Origin of the sequence: Clostridium sp. AF36-4 (assembly GCF_003435975.1) — a bacterium.
Lineage (GTDB): Bacteria > Bacillota > Clostridia > Lachnospirales > Lachnospiraceae > Eubacterium_F.
Map to the genome: position 1 here is coordinate 1 of NZ_QTVH01000025.1, position 18,172 is coordinate 18,172.

The 18,172-nt window shown below is 36.2% G+C and carries 21 protein-coding genes and 1 pseudogene; 2 read left to right on the plus strand and 20 right to left on the minus strand.

Annotation, left to right across the window (positions count from 1 at the left end; translation table 11 throughout):
• Positions 1 to 100: 100 nt before the first annotated feature.
• The 5 genes from DW005_RS11235 to DW005_RS11255 all read right to left on the minus strand — a co-directional run bounded on the left by DW005_RS11235 (position 101) and on the right by DW005_RS11255 (position 4,259).
• Positions 101 to 907 (minus strand): hypothetical protein, encoded by an 807-nt coding sequence (locus DW005_RS11235; RefSeq protein ID WP_117479492.1) that lies wholly within the window; start codon positions 905 to 907, stop codon positions 101 to 103.
• 16 nt (positions 908 to 923) lie between these two features.
• Positions 924 to 1,790, minus strand: a complete 867-nt coding sequence (locus DW005_RS11240) for a type II restriction endonuclease (RefSeq protein ID WP_117479494.1) — start codon at positions 1,788 to 1,790, stop codon at positions 924 to 926.
• Positions 1,780 to 2,583 (minus strand): site-specific DNA-methyltransferase, encoded by an 804-nt coding sequence (locus DW005_RS11245; protein ID WP_117479496.1) that lies wholly within the window; start codon positions 2,581 to 2,583, stop codon positions 1,780 to 1,782. The genes DW005_RS11240 and DW005_RS11245 overlap by 11 nt, the downstream gene beginning before the upstream one ends.
• 15 nt (positions 2,584 to 2,598) lie before the next feature.
• Positions 2,599 to 3,432 carry a DNA adenine methylase gene (locus tag DW005_RS11250; protein ID WP_117479498.1) on the minus strand — a complete coding sequence of 278 codons (834 nt, stop codon included), beginning with the start codon at positions 3,430 to 3,432 and terminating at the stop codon, positions 2,599 to 2,601.
• A gap of 95 nt (positions 3,433 to 3,527) precedes the next feature.
• Positions 3,528 to 4,259, minus strand: coding sequence for a DNA methyltransferase (locus DW005_RS11255; RefSeq protein WP_181975040.1), 732 nt, complete (start codon positions 4,257 to 4,259; stop codon positions 3,528 to 3,530).
• 196 nt (positions 4,260 to 4,455) lie between these two features.
• Here DW005_RS11255 and DW005_RS11260 point away from each other — a divergent pair, with 196 nt between their 5' ends.
• Both DW005_RS11260 and DW005_RS11265 read left to right on the plus strand, forming a co-directional pair.
• Positions 4,456 to 4,710 carry a helix-turn-helix transcriptional regulator gene (locus DW005_RS11260; RefSeq protein ID WP_117479502.1) on the plus strand — a complete coding sequence of 85 codons (255 nt, stop codon included), beginning with the start codon at positions 4,456 to 4,458 and terminating at the stop codon, positions 4,708 to 4,710.
• On the plus strand, positions 4,694 to 5,227 hold the full coding sequence (locus tag DW005_RS11265; protein WP_117479504.1) for a hypothetical protein: 534 nt from the start codon (positions 4,694 to 4,696) through the stop codon (positions 5,225 to 5,227). Before DW005_RS11260 ends, DW005_RS11265 begins: the two co-directional genes overlap by 17 nt.
• A 9-nt stretch (positions 5,228 to 5,236) precedes the next feature.
• On the opposite strand, the pseudogene DW005_RS11270 reads toward DW005_RS11265, so the two are convergent.
• The 15 genes and pseudogenes from DW005_RS11270 to DW005_RS11340 form a co-directional block, all read right to left on the minus strand.
• A pseudogene (locus DW005_RS11270) lies at positions 5,237 to 5,418 on the minus strand (type II toxin-antitoxin system HicB family antitoxin); the annotation flags it as partial.
• Positions 5,405 to 5,662 (minus strand): type II toxin-antitoxin system HicA family toxin, encoded by a 258-nt coding sequence (locus DW005_RS11275; protein WP_117479506.1) that lies wholly within the window; start codon positions 5,660 to 5,662, stop codon positions 5,405 to 5,407. The gene DW005_RS11275 and the pseudogene DW005_RS11270, both read right to left, overlap by 14 nt.
• A gap of 41 nt (positions 5,663 to 5,703) precedes the next feature.
• A complete protein-coding gene (locus tag DW005_RS11280; protein WP_117479508.1) occupies positions 5,704 to 6,168 on the minus strand; it encodes a hypothetical protein in 465 nt (154 codons plus the stop codon).
• A 609-nt stretch (positions 6,169 to 6,777) separates the two neighbouring features.
• A complete protein-coding gene (locus DW005_RS11285) occupies positions 6,778 to 7,995 on the minus strand; it encodes a DUF2971 domain-containing protein (protein WP_117479510.1) in 1,218 nt (405 codons plus the stop codon).
• A 459-nt stretch (positions 7,996 to 8,454) separates the two neighbouring features.
• Positions 8,455 to 10,200 (minus strand): DUF262 domain-containing protein, encoded by a 1,746-nt coding sequence (locus DW005_RS11290; RefSeq protein ID WP_117479512.1) that lies wholly within the window; start codon positions 10,198 to 10,200, stop codon positions 8,455 to 8,457.
• A 45-nt stretch (positions 10,201 to 10,245) separates the two neighbouring features.
• A complete protein-coding gene (locus tag DW005_RS11295; RefSeq protein WP_117479514.1) occupies positions 10,246 to 10,677 on the minus strand; it encodes a very short patch repair endonuclease in 432 nt (143 codons plus the stop codon).
• Positions 10,678 to 10,695: 18 nt separating this feature from the next.
• Positions 10,696 to 12,252 (minus strand): restriction endonuclease FokI C-terminal domain-containing protein, encoded by a 1,557-nt coding sequence (locus tag DW005_RS11300; protein ID WP_117479515.1) that lies wholly within the window; start codon positions 12,250 to 12,252, stop codon positions 10,696 to 10,698.
• A 12-nt stretch (positions 12,253 to 12,264) separates the two neighbouring features.
• Positions 12,265 to 13,284, minus strand: a complete 1,020-nt coding sequence (locus DW005_RS11305) for a restriction endonuclease PLD domain-containing protein (protein ID WP_117479517.1) — start codon at positions 13,282 to 13,284, stop codon at positions 12,265 to 12,267.
• 3 nt (positions 13,285 to 13,287) lie between these two features.
• Positions 13,288 to 14,355: a DNA cytosine methyltransferase gene (locus DW005_RS11310; protein WP_117479519.1), complete on the minus strand. Its 1,068-nt coding sequence runs from the start codon at positions 14,353 to 14,355 to the stop codon at positions 13,288 to 13,290.
• Complete coding sequence (locus DW005_RS11315; RefSeq protein ID WP_117479521.1) at positions 14,355 to 14,564, minus strand: helix-turn-helix domain-containing protein; 210 nt, start codon at positions 14,562 to 14,564, stop codon at positions 14,355 to 14,357. Before DW005_RS11315 ends, DW005_RS11310 begins: the two co-directional genes overlap by 1 nt.
• A gap of 126 nt (positions 14,565 to 14,690) precedes the next feature.
• The gene (locus DW005_RS11320; protein ID WP_242989444.1) at positions 14,691 to 14,888 is read right to left on the minus strand and encodes a hypothetical protein; all 198 of its coding nucleotides are present in this window, start codon (positions 14,886 to 14,888) and stop codon (positions 14,691 to 14,693) included.
• A gap of 406 nt (positions 14,889 to 15,294) precedes the next feature.
• Positions 15,295 to 15,537 (minus strand): complexin-2, encoded by a 243-nt coding sequence (locus DW005_RS11325; protein WP_117479523.1) that lies wholly within the window; start codon positions 15,535 to 15,537, stop codon positions 15,295 to 15,297.
• Between the two features lie 151 nt (positions 15,538 to 15,688).
• Positions 15,689 to 16,660 carry an AAA family ATPase gene (locus DW005_RS11330; RefSeq protein WP_117479525.1) on the minus strand — a complete coding sequence of 324 codons (972 nt, stop codon included), beginning with the start codon at positions 16,658 to 16,660 and terminating at the stop codon, positions 15,689 to 15,691.
• 1 nt (position 16,661) lies between these two features.
• Positions 16,662 to 17,048, minus strand: coding sequence for a hypothetical protein (locus DW005_RS11335; protein ID WP_117479528.1), 387 nt, complete (start codon positions 17,046 to 17,048; stop codon positions 16,662 to 16,664).
• Positions 17,038 to 18,141, minus strand: a complete 1,104-nt coding sequence (locus DW005_RS11340) for a site-specific integrase (protein ID WP_242989445.1) — start codon at positions 18,139 to 18,141, stop codon at positions 17,038 to 17,040. The genes DW005_RS11335 and DW005_RS11340 overlap by 11 nt, the downstream gene beginning before the upstream one ends.
• Between the last annotated feature and the right edge of the window lie 31 nt (positions 18,142 to 18,172).

Below are 18,172 nucleotides of genomic sequence, written 5' to 3' on the forward strand. Positions count from 1 at the left end.
ACAAGTATAATTTTTTTCAAAAACCTCTTGACTATTTATAGTTTGTCATCTCCTTTGAAATTTAAACATCTCTTGTGGCATATGCATTTTGCATATTTTTTCATGCATAAATCCATGGTTTCATTTCTATTTTTTGTTTAAATATAACGGCTTTTCTCCCGGAACTATTAGTCTCATACACCACCATATGTATATATTGCTTATTTTTCACATTCTGATATTTCGTAAAATATATACCAATTTTATGAAACCCATTTACCTTTTTTCTTATTCTATTACCCTGAATCACAAAATATCTACTATTTTTATTAATTTCATCTTTGACAATTCTACTCATAGGAGAATTAAATAAGAAAACACCATAAATAGATATGGCATCTTGATACCTAAGCATAGCATATGGTATATTGTACGCATTAACTGCCTTGTAATTATATGCCTTAGACTCCATAAACACCTCATACATATGTTGCATAACACTATTCTTTAAATTTATTCCTGTAATTTCTCTAATATCTTGCTTTATCTTTCTCCATTTAGTTTCAATAATGTTTTTTATCTTTTCAGACTCTTTCGTGTTTTTTCTTATCTCTATATTTCCCAACCTTGATGGTTTGTAAAGTGAGCAATTTTTCATTTCATGCTCATTCCAATATGGAAATCCTTCTACCGGCCGCCCTGCATGTTTTGCATAAAGGACTACCTTGCGAGTTACCTTCTGCATCATTTCCGCTCCATACATATTTACAATTTGAATTGGATTTCCACATTCCGGGCAAATAGCATGCAATGAAAGGCCTTTACCTTTCCTCTTTATATAATAAGGATACATGTGGTATGTTTGTTTCTCAAATTCATCAACTGAAAGTTCTAGTGCTACTCCCTTGTTTATTGCAAAAACATTCATTTAATCACTTCCTATTCTAAACAATAAATATTTTTTCCATAACCCCATTCTCCATATCATCAATACTATAAATCGTATCCATGACCTCGAATGTTTCTCTCAAATTACCTCTTGCACTCTTCCAGCCGATTCCGTCTGTAAACCACACAAAGGTAAAACCATCTATAGTATCCGCCTCCTGAGAAAGCATCTTGTAGCTTCGTGCAGTCTCATTAAGTTTTGAGCCACCGCCACCATAGAAGTTTGTCTCAATAGCATAAATCATCTTATCCGTCTTGATTACGAAATCAAATCTCTTAGCTGCCTTACCCTCATTAGAAAGTGCTGACAAATCAATGTTCCACTTTTCTTCAATGTCCTTAAGATACATTTCCTTAAAGTAATTTACATCCTTCTCAAAGCCTGCTGCCACAATATATTTTTCAACCAAATCTTCCATCTGATGACCACCACGATTTTTACGGCCGTTAGAATCCAATCCAGTTTCGATACCCAGTGCATAATCCACAAGATTATTTACCAAATGATTTGCAATCATATCAAACAATCCTGTCTTTCGCATGAATACTTTATACTGCTCCACACTGTAATTCATCTTCTTAAAATTATATAAGAACGCTCCTTCTTCATCCTGGGCATATATTTCACGCCCTCTTACCGCAAGAAGCAGTGGAACACATTGTAATGTTTCCGGATACTTTGTCACTATTTTCTCAAATTCTGCCTCAATATTTTTTGAGCCAATCAAAGAATTTAAAATATTCAGTTCCACCTTGATTTTTTCTACATTTCTTATGACTTTTTCAAAGTCAATATAGTAATCATAACTTGATATACTCGGTCTGAATTTACTTAACCATTCATCAAAATTTCTATTTGTCATTTGCTACCTTCTCCAATCTTCTTTTTGATATCTCCATATATTCTTCATTTACATCGATTCCAATAAATTTCCTTCCAAATCGCACCGCCTCTACTCCGGTTGTCCCGGAACCACAGAAAGGATCCAATATCACCTGTCCTTCCTCAGTGGAAGCTAAAACAATTCTTTCCAGCAGATACTCTGGTTTCTGTGTTGGATGCTTTCCCTCCTTTTTTTCCGATGGCTTTGTCAATGAGCCTGTCCACACATCCTTCATCTGTTTTCCACCATTCATTTCCTTCATCTTCTGATAATTGAAAAAATGCTTGGACTTCTTATCCTTTTTTCTAGCCCATAAAATAGTTTCCGTAGAATGTGTAAAACAACGGCACGCTAAATTGGGTGGGGGATTTGTTTTCTGCCATGTAATGTTATTGATTATTTTGAAACCTTCCTGCTCCAATGCCATACCAATCGAATATATATTATGCAATGTTCCTGATATCCATATCGAGCCATTCGGCTTTAATACTTTTTTACATAACCTAATCCATTTTCTGTTAAACTTGTGTTTTTCTTCAATGCTTGTTTCGCTCTCTGAAAGTTTATCCCACGAGCCTTTATTTACTGAAACCATTTTCCCGCCCTGACAAGTAATTCCGTCATTGCTTAAAAAATACGGAGGATCTGCAAATATCATATCTACAGATTCCGGCTTCATCTTTGTTAGAATTTTAAACGAATCCCCCACTATTAATTGAGATTCCTCTGTTTCAAAAAATAATGGCACCTTTTTTGTAAATAAGTTTTCCATTATCTCAACTCTCCTCTAATAATTACATATAATTACTTCTTCACCAACTCTGTTTGATGCATCTGAATTAATCATACGTTTTACACTTACAACATCTATCTTGTACCCCTTGTTTCCATACAGTTCATTGATTAACTCCGTATTATGATTTGTAAGCATGCAATAGCATCCTTTGGCTGTTAATTCGTCATAAAACTTTGATAACCGTCTATGGCTTTCTATATCAAAGCCTTCTTTTGTATAAGATTCGAAGGACGTTGGATTCAATGGCGCATACGGACTATCCAAGAAAATAAAATCTCCCTTCTTGGCACTTGCAGAAATCTCCTGAAAATCACCATTCATAATTGTTATTCCCTGAAGATACTCTGAAACCTCCATAATTAAACTTTCGTCAACAGAGGACCTGCGGCTGTTATTATAAGGAACATTAAACAAACCTTTGCCGTTCACACGGTATAAGCCATTAAAACAATGCTTATTTATAAACACAAACAAAGCTGCTAACTCTACATCATATTCTGCCTTCATTAACTTATCATTATAATGCTCCCGTAATGAATAATAATATTTCTTACCATCTTCCCACATTTCTTGATCGAGTTTGTTTATCACCTTCAAAAACATATCCGGTTCATTACATATCTGTCTATAGGCATTTATCAATGCCTCATTTATGTCATTAATCAAAGCATTTTCAGGTAGTAATCCAAATACAACTGCGCCACCACCTACAAATGGTTCAATATAATTATTATATTTTTCAGGCATTCTCTCCTCTATTTGCGGAAGCAGCTGCCGTTTACCACCAGCCCACTTCACAAATGGAGCGACCTTTGAATTACTCATTTTGATTCCTCTTCTCTATGTCCAAATAGACAACCTTTTTCATATCCATTATACTTGCAAACATCGAAAATAACAACAAAAACCTTCTTGCGTTATCAATTATGAGGCTTTTGAAAAACAAATATATACTCATGTGCCAAAAGCAAAAAATTGTTATTCTGTCTTTTCCAATAATCCGTTGCGCGACAATTATGTTGTTCTTTAATAATAATCTCCTTATTCACAAAACCTGCCTGTAAAAAACATTCCATCATACGAAACCCTAATGGAATAACTTTTCCGCGTTTCCGTACATCCCCCATCATTACAGCACACATCTTCCCATTTTTCAGAACCCGAAAAGATTCTTCTGCCACTTTTTTCATTTCAATCAAAAAGTCATCTACATCCAGCAACGAAATATCACCTTCTATCTCTTTACTATATTTAATAATGTTGGAATATGGGGGATGAGTACAAATAAAGTCAATTCGGCTATCTTTGATAAAATGCAAATCCATGGCACTCCCATTCTTGGCAAATATTTTCGAATTTGTATCGCATCGGAATTGTAAATTTTCTTGAGCTATAGAAACGGATTGTGGATTGATGTCAACACCTACTGCATGACGATTGAGCAGTTTTGCCTCTATCAAGGTTGTTCCACTCCCCATAAATTGATCTAAGACCCAGTCTCCCGGTTTTGAATAACGAAGTATTAGATTTCTTGGTACATACGGAGACCAATTTCCCCGATATTTTCCTGAATGTGTTGCCCAACGGCCCCTGTCCGCAAAAGACCAGATTGTTGTTGATTCAAGATTAAAATTAGTTGGTTGTAAACTTATAAGCCATTCCTCCTTCCGATGCTCATTGCTTCATACGTTGCAAAAAGCACTCACACTTCTTTCTCTCAGATGATACCACTAAGTCTACATCATTTTATATAAAAAATCCACCCTTATTTCCACTTTCACAATAAGTGAATTTATATAAGCCTCTTCTCATAAGATAATATTCACAAATAATGAAAGAGGCATTGATATGTATTTTGAAAATGCCATTGAGCTATACCATGTTATAGGTACAAATATAAAACATTATAGAGAACAAGCTAACTTGACACAAGTTCAACTTGCAGAACAAGCAAAGATAAGCATCAGTTATCTTTCTAAAATTGAAGCCACCGGATGTGATAAAAGCGTTTCCATATCTGTTCTTAATCAAATTGCAAATGTACTTAGTGTTGAGATTAATGAATTTTTTAAGGAGGTATCTACTTATGACACATATAATTAACTATTCATTGCCTTTAGGTGACCGTATTTCCATGCGTAAAAATCTAATTCAGACTTTTTTATGCGAATCTCCTGGTATAGGAACAGGCGATGATGCATCACGTTATCAATACAATGTTGAACAATTTGGTGATTATGGCGTTTTTCTTAAACGTCCAACCCAACTAAATAAAGGATTTGATTTTACTGTAAATATTAAGGGCCTTTTTTTCAAAAAAAATCGCCGGTATTCTAATCCAAGCCACCAAGACATTATAGATGCTTTAACCGATTGTAAAATCAATTTTACTCAAACCTATCCTATTATCGCACAAAAACTGCAAGAAATATATGAGTGCAACCCTGTTTCACTCACTCCGTCTGGTGCAACTTTCCGTGATTATGCCGGTAATGAACATCCTATCGAAATCATTTTATTAGCTGTAAAATGGTTATTTATGGAACAGGATTGTGCATATTGGAATTATTCAGGACGTGCCATGTTCTATGGCGTTCTGCAAGAAAACGAGCTAATTTAATACTTAAGAATCCATAGCAGCTTCCAACCATGCTTTCTTGGCATCTAAAGCGTTTGCAACAGCGGATTCTACTGTTTCTCCACAGGTAATACATCCCAGAAGTTCCGGAAATGAAACAACCCCCCCTCATCCTTATCCTCTACAATTTCCATGCGATAATTCATTAACAAATAATCATTAAGCGTTTTCATCATTCACCGCCTCACTTTCCACAATCTGCTTTACCATTTCTATATATATCTTTTTGATGGGTTCATGCTTCGGTATCGTAATCGGCTGGCATCCGGCTTTTCTGAATGTGTAATGACTGCTCCCACCTTTTGGGACATTCATCTTATAGCCATAACTCTCCAAAACTTTCCGTAATTCATCAAAACGGAGAGCCTTTGACAAAGTACATATTTTTCTTAATAGCTTATCCCCAAACCATCCCATAATGGCTTCTTTCCTCCTGTTTCATCCAGGCAATTTCTGCATCAGTCATCCATCTCATCTTCCCAGTCATCGTAAGCTTCATCATAACCATAGTCATACGCTTCCTCGCTATCTACATCACCAAATTCGTCAATTGCATAATCCTCTGCATAGTCATCTGCATAATCATCCGCATTGTCATAGTCATACATTTCGGAACGATAGCCTGTGCTGTGATCAGTCTTAGACGAATACTTTCCAGTGCTATGGCTTGAATTTCCAGAACTGTAACTACTTGTAGAGTCCGAATTATATGTCGATCCTGACGATGTGCCATACGAGGACCGGTAACTTGACGGTTTATGTAAATAACAATAACTACTGCCTGCCGCCTGCGTATTATCGCATCCCGGCTTAATACATGTCGGCTCATCATTTCCAAATGCCCCACCGATTAAACCTATAATAACAAAGAAACCAATTACGCCTAAAACCTTGCCTAAAAATTCTGCTCCCGAATTGTTCATATCAGACACCATCCTTTCGCTTTACAGTAATGATTTTTCATACGATGTTCTTTTTCTTTTCTCTTTGGTTGTCTTTGATTGTATAATACATTCCCAGCTGTCCAATAATCATCCCACTCGCACTGGATTTTGCTTTTATTTTATAGCTCTAAAGCGACTGTAACTTCAATCTATTGTATTTTTTTCGAACATTTTTTCGTGGTGTCACATATATTTAACAGATATGAATGTACATAATCCACCGTATTTTAACAAGTTGGTGATTATCCTGACGGCAGCACACTAAAATGTGTTTAGTAGCAAATTAGTAGCAAAGAAAAAGTCCAGGAACGCCCTGTTTATAAAGCTTCCCAGACTTATGGATACTATTCAAACTCAATTCTGATACCTATATATTGTGGTTTACCATTTCGTTGGAATAAGTATCTTGTATGATAATCCTACTTATTCCAGTGTTTTTTCGAGTTTTCAGGATTTTTTGCTTACATTTTGCTGACAAGTTTTTATATCTTCTTCTCCACATTCAGCAGTTCAGCCAGCAAAGCATATTTAACAAACCATGTTGAACTAATCTTGAGCTAATTATATTCAAAAATTAATCTTTCAATGCTAATACTTCCAAAATTTATAACGGCTGTCTCTTAAATTTCTTTGCCTTTTCTCATATTTTCGTTCAAAATATTCATCTATATTTTTGTTTGAATAATCACCCTCCAATTCGAAATTGTATTCATGCATAGTCATATTATAAATATCAATATTCTTACGTTGTGCAAACCGATATAAATATTCTTGGTTATCAATTGGCATCCTGCATCCAATATATATTGCTTTTATTGGAAAGAACGGAATCATATTACCATATATTTTGCAAATATCTACAGGTATTAAAAGCCGCCACTCATTTTCATATTTCCACGATGAAGACTTTGTCAGAAAAGAAAGCAAAATACTTTTTTCAAACTCCATTTGCTCATATGCTGTAAATGGTATCTTATTTACATATTTATATACTTTTCTTTTGCTTAAAACAACTTGTCTAGCACCGTATTCGCATGGTAGCAACCCTCCTAGAACCATTGCATTTTCCTTATTATCCATAATAGATTTTGTCAAATCATACTCAATGCAAAACCCTTCATGATTCTGAGCATAATGAGACCATAATTCCATGTAGGATGTCAGTTTAAATTTGTTAATATCTGAAAATGATGTAATTCTCACAACGCTTTTACGCAATTCTTTCATTCTCTGTTGATATTTTATCGCAAAACTATGTAATGCTTCTCCAATCTCGTCACTACCCTTCCGAAATTCTCTTAAAGCTGCATCATAACATATGTGACTAACTACGCTATTAAAAGTACTATAGACATTCTCCCTTTCCCCACTTCCACAATGGCTGTTTTTTAATTTATTGAGTTCTTCTAATGACAATATACCACGATTCACCGCATCAGTTTCCGATAAATATTCCACCAGCGACTGTTTCAAATATTCCATTTTGTTCGCACATAACACACAATCAAATGGGTCGTTAAAATTATTAGGGTCATTCATAAATACTTCATTTGCTTCTAAACATTTTAAACTATTTTGATTAAACGGATAAAACTTGAACAAACTTTTAGGAATATGTTCCATTTTATCTGTATATCCATCCCACAAAGCCTCAAATAAATTTATTCTGTCAGTAATGGCATATTGTATTCGATCTTTTATCCAAGCTTTCTCCCATTTTCCCTTATAAAATTTACTTCTATAATCGTCACTATTATAAAATGACGTTTCTCTACTATATTCCCATTTTTGCGGTTCTCTACGCATTAACTCACCTCGTTAATTAGCCCTTATAATTGTCTATTTTTCTTACATTATCAATAGTCAAACTACCAAATACATCTTCTTTCGACTCTTCATAAACTAATATATTTAATTCCAACACCTATATATTATGTTTAACTGCTCCTTTGAAGAATTATTCTGAATGTTTAGGCTGTTTATTCTTACGCTAGCGGGTTTGACAAACTCACGAATTTTTTCATCTTTCTGATTGATACTATATTCGTAAATCCCCTGCATATTAAACATTTATTTTTCCGTCATCTTTCTCATTAGTATATTTCAGACTTTTACCAAAAGTTAATTCTGTATTAATTGAACAAATGAACAACATTCAAAAGCGGACATATTTTCCATTTTTACCTCTGCTCAAAACTAATAATTACTTTCGGATTTTTCTCAAGTTTTGCACCCAACCATATACGCAAATCATCACAGATAACATCATTCTGTATCACTTGTCAAATCCTCATCATCAACTGCTTCATCAATTTGTTCTTTCGAAACATTTTGTATATGAATACCCATTCCGACAAATTTCTTTCTTATACATTCCGCTCTTTTCTCCAAAAATTGTTCATACTCTTCCGAACAAAAATACTTATAGCATTCCTCATCAATAATATGTTTATGTAACACGTCTTTAAAAGTTTTTTCCGAAATACACCTTGTTTGCAAAATTTCAGATATATACTTTCTTGTATCTTTATTACTGATAAAATTATTAGCTTCACTTGTTAAAAATGTGTAATTGAATATTGAATTAATACTTTCACCAGCCACTCCTTTATATTTTGCTTCTGGAAAAATATGATGAATTTGTGATGTTTCTATATTCTCACCCACTCCAACTATCTTATTCTCGTAAAAATCACTAGGTTTTTGAGCATTAATCAAACACAATACCGCTTTACCAAAAGCACTCTTCTTAGTAATCGTAATATATTTACGTGTATTCCATAATATTCCGTCAGAAACACCTGATGGCTCTTGATCACTTATAATCCACTTGAGAAGTAATTGATAATCTTCTTTTAATTTATTATCTGTGCCCTCTGTGTACCGCGAGACCAATGCTGTATAAAAAAAGAACAACTTGATTTTTTGCTCGATATTCGCTTTGACATCAATTCTCAAATTTTTATAGTCTCTATTAACTAAAACCGCTGTAAATAATGGAATAACCGGTTTGTATGGTAGCAAAAATAAACTTTTTCGCGTCCCTGCTCCAAAATCATCCAACAATCCCATTGTTGTAGACATACTTTCTATTACGCGGTTCCAGTAATTATCAATATCATGTTTTTCCAAGCCATCAGCCAATTTGCTCTTTTTGGGCGACTTTCCTGATAACAATGCAATTGTTTGCAACACCAATGTTTCATCAACATCTAATACTTTTTTTACATATTTCGTTTTCTCTGCATCTTTTACCATACTTTTCAAGTCTATTGATTGTCTCATGAACTTCGCAACACATATATCAAATGCAGATAATTTTAGTCCTGTCGAATTAATTGTTTGAAACACTTTGCATACTGCATCTAATGTCAGTTCCTTTGGTAAGATAACAACAGGAAATTCATACTCAAATATTGTATCTAGATAATCGCCTATTTTACAATCCAAAAAATCATAAATTTCTTCTTTTTCTTGATTCTTTCTAATACTATCTTTGTATGGTTTTAATAATTCACGCATAGCCTTTGCATCTTTAATATATGATAATGGCATAAGTCCCTTATCCAACATTTGATCAGGAAAGTCCATATGCTTTTTATCAATTATTAATTCAGCAAACTCAATTTCTTCTACACTACTATTTTTATCTAATTCCATCAACCTAATATAATCTAAAAAGTAACTCTTATTTCCTAAATTGTAAAATGCACAATAACATGATGTCAATCGTTGCTGTCCATCCAAAACAAGGTGCTCAACATTCGCCACCTGTTTATCCTTTGTTGTGTTTTCAAATGATTTTTCAGGAATTATAGGATCATTATAATCAACAGCCAAAAACAGCAATGAGCCGGCAGGATGATCACATTGAATAGAATCGAGTAATCTTTTAACTTTAGACGCTTTCCATTTATAATCTCTTTGAAATGATGGCAGTCTTAATTTCCCACAATCAATATCTGCTAACAAATCTTTCAATTTCCACTTTGTTGGTGTAAAATTTCCCATATCAATACCTCCTTAATCTAGTGCTTACCTTTTCATCTTTTTTATTTAAACATTTGTCATTACATCAAACACCGTTTCCTCCACCACTCTCACGCATTCATCGGTATTTTTCTTAATATCATTTCCCCAAAACCGAATTACAGTCCATCCTTCAAATAACAATTTCTTGTTAATCTCATCATCCCGTTCCCGGTTTCGTGATATTTTACTAATCCAATACTCTCCGTTATTGCTTTTCTCTAATCGCGGCTTTAAGACTTCCCAGTCTTTCCCATGAAAAAACTCTCCATCGCAGAATATCGCAATTTTGTACTTGGTCAACGCAATATCTGGTTTGCCTGGAATATCTTTGTAGTTTTTGCGATAGCGATACCCTTTCTGCCACAACGCTTTCCGCAGAATAACCTCTATCTTAGTATCTTTTGAGTGAATATGTTGCATATTTTTCCGCCGTTGCTCTTTTGTAAGGTTATCCATCACATCACCTCTGTACCTTTAAATCAAATCCTGCATCAATACCTGCCGATTCACACTAAAAATTTCAGACAGTCTTTTATGGCTATATGGCACTTTATTATGCTGTTCAACCATTTTAATCATATTTGTAACACTGATTGCTGAACCATTTACTCCAGTTGCATCAACTACCGACTGTATCTGTTTATCGATATTTTTCCCAAAACCGCCTGCTATATAGGAAAAAAATGCCAGCCTTTTTGAAGAGTCACTATAATTGGACAAATTCTCGATATAATTGTGAACCATCCGGTTATAATGATCATTACTGATTGTATACTTATGATATGCTTTATTATCAAGAATCGCCTGATAACCATCACTGTCTGATAACAAAAGCACATCCGGTGTAAGACCAATCGGGCCTACATGCTTTGCTTCATATCCAAACACGTCCTGAAACAATTCTACCGTAGCCTTTTCAAATTCTGTGGCTTCATCACGTCCTTTAAATGCCATTTCAAAGTATTTTGTCATAAACGCACCAACAGAACCATTTGGATATGTTTCCACCAACACATTTTCCACTGTTTTCCCATCAATTCCTGTGACCTGTACGATATAATCAACAATCATTGGTGTAATTCTTGTAATCGGTCTTTGCAGAGATTCCGTAATATACGCCTGCATTATCTTCTGCCTTGCAATCATTGCTGCTGTTACGGTTTTGGTTAATGCAAGATTCCGATTATCTTTTTTATGTTTTGGATCTAATCCATATTTTCTTTGAAAATACTCATGCTGCTCAGGACGGTCAATAAACTTAGGAATGTCTTCCAATATCTGTTTAACCTCTGAAATTTTCTCTTGCAGCACAGCAACTTTTCCACCATCGCGTTTTACCAACTGCGTATATTCCAGCCAATTTATCAGTGTATTAGCAAGATCTGTAAGATGACTGTACGGATGCTCTGGATTAACACTCCCCTTTGATGACTTATACTTTTCAAAAAAGTCTTCTTCAAGGCAACTATCTCCATAACTACGAAATTGTTCAATCCTATCCACAATATAATTGAAACATTTTGTACTTTCGTTTTCTGCTTCCGTCACAACAATTTTAGCAATTTCTTCCTCTGTCAGATAAGCAACTCTCGCATCCATCAATAGTTTTAACAAAAATCGGAAGGGACGGATTTTAAATCTTGGAGCGACCTGCACTCCGCGTCCAATGGAAAACGCAGAAGGAAACTGATATTTCAGTATCTGTCCTTTCAAAACTTCAACTGGAGAATCTCCACTCATAATTGCTTCTCCTGCCAGTGTCAATTTAATCCTGCCAGTTGACTCCTGCGTAAATATCAAACCAAGGCTGACAAGCCATGCCTTATATGTTCTTGCACCTCCACCAGTCTGGTCACGCCGTTCACCTTTTCTTTTCAGCCCTGCCTGCTCCAATGCATCCTCGTATGCTAAATGAGAATTTCTCTGACCATCCCATTCTTCATTCAACGACAAGTCCGCAAATGCAGCAAGCACCTCAGGAATTGAATTTAATTTTCGTTTAGGGCGTGTAACCCACCAATAGTTTAACATGCAACCACTCCTTTAGTACTCCAACGTATAAATACCATCTTCAAATTTCTTAAATACTACTGTTGTGCCATCGGCTGTTTCGAGCATCTGCTTTGTAATATAAGTTCCATCTGGCACGCCTATCTTATGACGTATCCATTCACCGATAATAGCGTTGCTCTCTGGTGTTTCTAAGGCCTTACCATTTGCCTGTGCCTGCCGCATATAAAATGCGTCATAATCTTGTGTAACTACCTTAAACACTGGATATGTTCCATCTTCATTTTTCTTAGGAAAAAATCCTGTTTTTTGGTCACCAGTATTATACGGAATATATGCCTGGTTACGATTTCGTTTATAACCATTTTTACGAATGCCCCAATTTACCCCAGAACCGTATCCAGTATCACTTCCATCCGCTTTTAACAATGAAACCTCAATACTGTCCACCGGCTCCAACTCTTGATAATGCTCCCACGTTAAGTTCTCCAAGTTTGTATCTGCAATATCCTCTTCCGCACTTCTTTTCACTGAAAATGACACTTTTTCTTTTATTAATTCATCAAAGCAATCGATTGTGTCTTTCAATAAACTTTTATAATATCGATTTGCCTCTTGCGGATTGCAGGAATCCATACATTCGCGGCGAGCAAAAAATGCATTCATCGTATAATTTGCAGAACCATTATATGCTTCTACGGCTTTATTTCCTTTGCACCAAATATATACTTTAGAATGCACCTGCTTTCCTTCGACTATATAACGGCAGGTAACTTTAGGCATTCCTGAAACGCTATTCAGCCTTTTAAGCAGTAAACAGATCTTCTTATGCTTTTTCAATGTAAGTCCTGCACCTCTTATCATTCCTAAAATAATATCCACTTTAATATTGGCTACATATTCCTTGTTTTTCCCATCAAACAACTTAATTAAATGACTGGAAATACGTTCTACATCAGTAAATGCTGTAACAATTTTGAGATGATTACATGCCTTTCCATCTTTTTTTGCAGGTGCAAATAAAATTTGCTCTTCAAAATTCTCTGTGTACATTCCTTACTCCTTTATACTTGGTTCTATACTTTCGTATTCAATTCCAGCAAAGGTTTTTAATATTGCCTCAAAAATAATTTTGGCACCTTTTGCCGGAACAGCCATGCCAATCTGCTTTCTCACTGATTCTTTTGAACCTTCAAAAATGTAATCATCTGGGAAAGTCTGAAGTCTTGCCCGTTCACGATTTGTCAATGCTCTTGGTTCTGAATAATGATACATATGCGTACCACCGCCTCCAGAACCAGTCACCGTATATGCCGGCTTGCTTGGATCAAGGCGTTTGTAAATCTGACTTATTTTTGCTCCCTTTACTTTCAACTGCAATTCTTCCGGCAAATCTGCCGTAAATGCATTCTGTCCTGGTTTAATATATGACAGCCGTTTAATAACCTGTGGAGACTGTTTCGTCAATTCATTGTTTGCTGCATCCTTTGTAATAGGCGGATTTTCTATAGCGTTTTTACAGGTTACATCTACATCTTTATACAATGCTGGACTTGGAATTTTAAACTCAAAAGGTAAATCCTTGCGAATCCCAACAATTATCACTCTATGACGTGCCTGGGGAACTCCATACTCCTCAAATTTATACAAATTGGGATAGATTCTATACCCAGCTGTTTTTAAATCTTCTTGTATCTTTTTAAATGCTTTTCCCTCATTTGCACTCTTCAATCCCCCCACATTCTCCGCCAGAAACCATAATGGCTGATATCTCTTAAGCACCTTGACCCCATATGTATATAAGGGACCAAATGTTCCATCAAAACCTTTCTGTTCTCCAACTACCGAAAAGTCATTACATGGAAATCCAAAGGCGAGTGCGTCAATATCTCCCAGCTTATCAATATCAAGTTGTCTTACATCACCACATATAACGCTCTCTTTATCTTCCGGGCATATATTTCTTGTATAAGTATTGCATGTATCCTGATCATAATCATTTGCCCATTTATGTATAATCTTATATTCTGGATCTTCAATTTCTGCTGTTGTCGCACCTAGTGCTAAACCACCTGGTCCGCAAAACAACTCTCCCATTCTAAACTCTTTCACTATATCTACCATCAAATTTTTTCTCCATTTGCCAAAATAAATTCTCTGCTAAATTGAGCGCCAAGCACCTCTGCAATTTTGTCCAAATCATCCACCGTAAAACTTTCACGCTTCATTTTGGAATTAAAACTTTGAGGCGATTTACCAAGTCGTCTAGCAAGCTCTGCTTCGCTCACGCTGCACCTTACGCATAACACTTTAATCTGTTCTGCTATTGTCATTTGCTATTCCTCCTGATAACTGTCATAACAACTCTTTATATCAAAATTATAAACGTATTCATTGATAATGTCAAAATATTTTTTTAGCACACCTCTATATTTGCATATTTGTACAAAGTCCCTTTTTCAGCATTTCTGAAAAGTCTGTTTACTGCTTGCTTTCACCACTTTACCCATTATCGACAAGAAAACATCAATCGTACTTTCTTCCCACCCTGCCAACCATATCAACGTCTGGATTTCTTCCTGCGACAAATTTATGCCACGTAGAAATTTCAACATCTTTTCCATCTGCCGGTTCTGATAATCTGTCAATCCATTCACTTTTATCCCCCCGTTTCTTTTGGCTGTACTCGTGTAAAATGTCAAATTATCTGTTACCGTTTGGACATCATGTCCAAACACAAATTATTTTCTTTGCTCTCACGTTTGGACAATTTGTCCAAACGCAAAAATACCGTTGTTTTTCCCTGTCCTGTCTGGACATTATGTCCAAGCGTACCATTTTTGTCCCATTTTTCATCAATTTCAATGTATATTTATAGCACATAAAATGCACATTTTTCTTGTTCTTTTATGCCTTGCAAGATACGCATCCTGTGTCCACACGGATGCACATCAAAGGATTATCCTTGGATGTCCTTGCAAGGGAAAACTCCCTTGAACCCTTTTTTACTTCGCCGTACATACAATCTCGTGCCACGAGATTGTAATCACAGATAGGCCAAAATCACCATCTGAAGTTCTCCGGTATACCGACTTTCTCTAAATACTCCTGTCTTGCCTTCTCTCTTTCCTCTGGCGTTCCAGCCGTCTTATATCGGGTATACAGTTCCCGTTTCACCATTGCTTCCAGTTTCTCCTGCAATCGTGATCGTATCCTATCCTCATCCCATCGAATATCTGCCAGAAAATATTTCACTAAATCTATAAATAATTCTTCCGGGATTGTAACATTTTTCTTTTTCTCCATATTTTTTCCTTTCTCTGGTTATTTTTCTGCCAGCAAAACACAACAACGCAACAATGTAGGACAATGGCTTTTGCGGTGTTGATTTCTCAAAATCTTCGATTGCAACACCGTATTTTCCTATGGCTTGTATTGTTGCGTTGTTGCCTTGCGACTAAAAATATTTACTATCTAAAATCCAATACCAGGCATTATTTACCTTTTTGGATTTTATTTGCAGTTCCTTTTTTACCATTTCCATCGTACGCCAGGAAATGCCTCTGTCTCTTGCTTTTTCCTGTATCTGAGATACTGCTGCTTCTTTTGTAGTGCAGCTTAAAGAAACCAACAAATCTTTTGCCTCTTCCTGCTTGCTGGTTTTTGGTGCAAATCCGCCAGCCAGTTCATCCTCGGTTATGTCGTAATCACCTTTCCATGTAAATACTCCATCAGTCAGAACAAAGGACTTGGCATGCCCTCGTTCTGCCAGATTATTTTTTATCTGTATCATGGCACGCCGGTTTTCCTGTCCCTTTACTCTGCCAACCAGCAACACACTTCTCGCCACAGCAAAGAAATCAATAGAACCCATTCCTCGATAGGCAATTTTCCCGCCGGCATTTTTATTCATATGACCGATTAAAACAATAGCACAGCCGGTCCGTTCTGCCACCTGCCCCAGATGTTTTGTCATATCTCTTGCTTCATTTGCACGATTCATATCCATTTTGGCGCCAAGATATGCTTGTATCGGATCCAGAATCATAAGCTTTGCTTTTTCCTTCAAAATTGCCTGCTCAATTCGTTCATCCAGCATACTAAGAGATACATCCGTTTCGTCAATCACAAAAATGTTATTGCAGTCAGCCCGTGCCTTTTCAAGTCTCGGCTTTACAGTATCAGCCAAGCCATCTTCTGCCGTCTGGTAAATAATATGCAGTGGCTGTTCCGGTTTCATATGTTCGTCCAGCCCCTGTCCTTTGGAAAGAACTGCCGCAATGTTCAATACGAGTGTAGTTTTTCCCTCTCCGGGATCACCCTGAATGATTGTTAGTTTGCCATATGGGATAAATGGATACCAGAGCCACGATATTTCCTTCGACTCAACATCCGACATATTGATTATTTTTAAGTTTGTCTCATCCATATCAACCTTCACCTCCCTTCTTTTGAGCAGTTTTCGTAAGCATTTCAAGTATTGTTTTCAAAGCAATTACATCCTCTCCAGATAACACGCCGGAAAAATCCTCTTCCTCGAATTCTTTCAAAGCATCTGCAATCCTTGCCAGTTGTTCCTTCATCTTATCCGAAGTACGAATGTTACCCTTTACCAGAATTTTCTGATATAGACAGCTTTCAATAAAGTAATCTGATTTCTTTAGTCCGGACAGTTCTATCCTTTTTTCAATCAAATTCTTTTCCTGTTCTGTTACACGAAAATTCAAAATAATATTTCGTTTTCTTGCCTTTTTCCCATCGTTACTTTTCAATGTATGGGACGACTGTGTTGTTCTCCTGTATATTTTATCTGCCATGATTTTCACTTCCTTTTCGCATCGCACTCAGTCTATCAGCCATATCTTTTTGCACCGATGGATACAAATGTGCATACCGCATCGTAACTGTTTCTGATTCATGCCCCAGCCTCTCTGCTATCTGAACCGGCGAAAATCCAAGTTCAATCAACGCTGCACAGGCACTATGCCTTAAATCATGAATTCGAATTCGCTTTACGCCACTTGCCTTCGCTCCACGATCCATTTCATGATGAAGATAACTTTTGGTGATATTGAAAATTCTCATGTCCTTATCCGGTTTATAAAGCATTCCCAGCAAATCTTCAATTTCATCACACAAAAAATCTGGCAGATCTATGATTCGGTTTCCTTTTTCCGTCTTCGGCGGCATTATTTTCTTTTCTCCATGAACTACCTGAAGCTGCTTATTGATCACCATCTTCCGATTTTCAAAATCAAAGTCCGCCGGAGTAAGTGCCAGCAATTCCGAAACACGGACTCCTGTCCAGTAAAGGATTTCAAACGCATAATAGGAAATCGGTTTTGTTTTCATTTCCTCGGCAAATCTCAAATACTCATCCTTCGTCCAAAAAAACATTTCTCCTGCATTGGATTTTCCTATCTTTTTGCACCGCTTACATGGATTCTCCGCCAAGCCATAATATCTTACTGCATGATTGAAGATTGCTGACAACTGCGTGTTTACAGTTCTCAAATAAGTATTTGAGTAGCCTCGTCCATTCTCATCTCTCTTTTGTAGCATTTCATTCTGCCATCTCAAAATATCCGTTGCGTCAATCTCAGACAGATTCTTTTCCGAGAAATACGGCAAAATATGTGTCTTCACAATGTGAATCTTTGTTTCGTATGTAGTAATCCGAATTTGTGGTTTTATTTCCTCCAAATACAAATTTACAAATGTTGCAAATCCCATATTGATGTCTCTGCTCTTTTTGGCTGTAAACTCACGCTCATACTCCTGCGCTTCCTTTTTACTTCGAAAACCTCTTTTGGTATGCTGTCTCTTTTTTCCCTGCCAGTCGATATAACGCAGTTGTACACGCCACGCCTTTCCGTTATAACCATCCCATGTATCTCGAAATACCGCCAATCGCTCCACCTCCTTGCATCTTTTCAGCAAC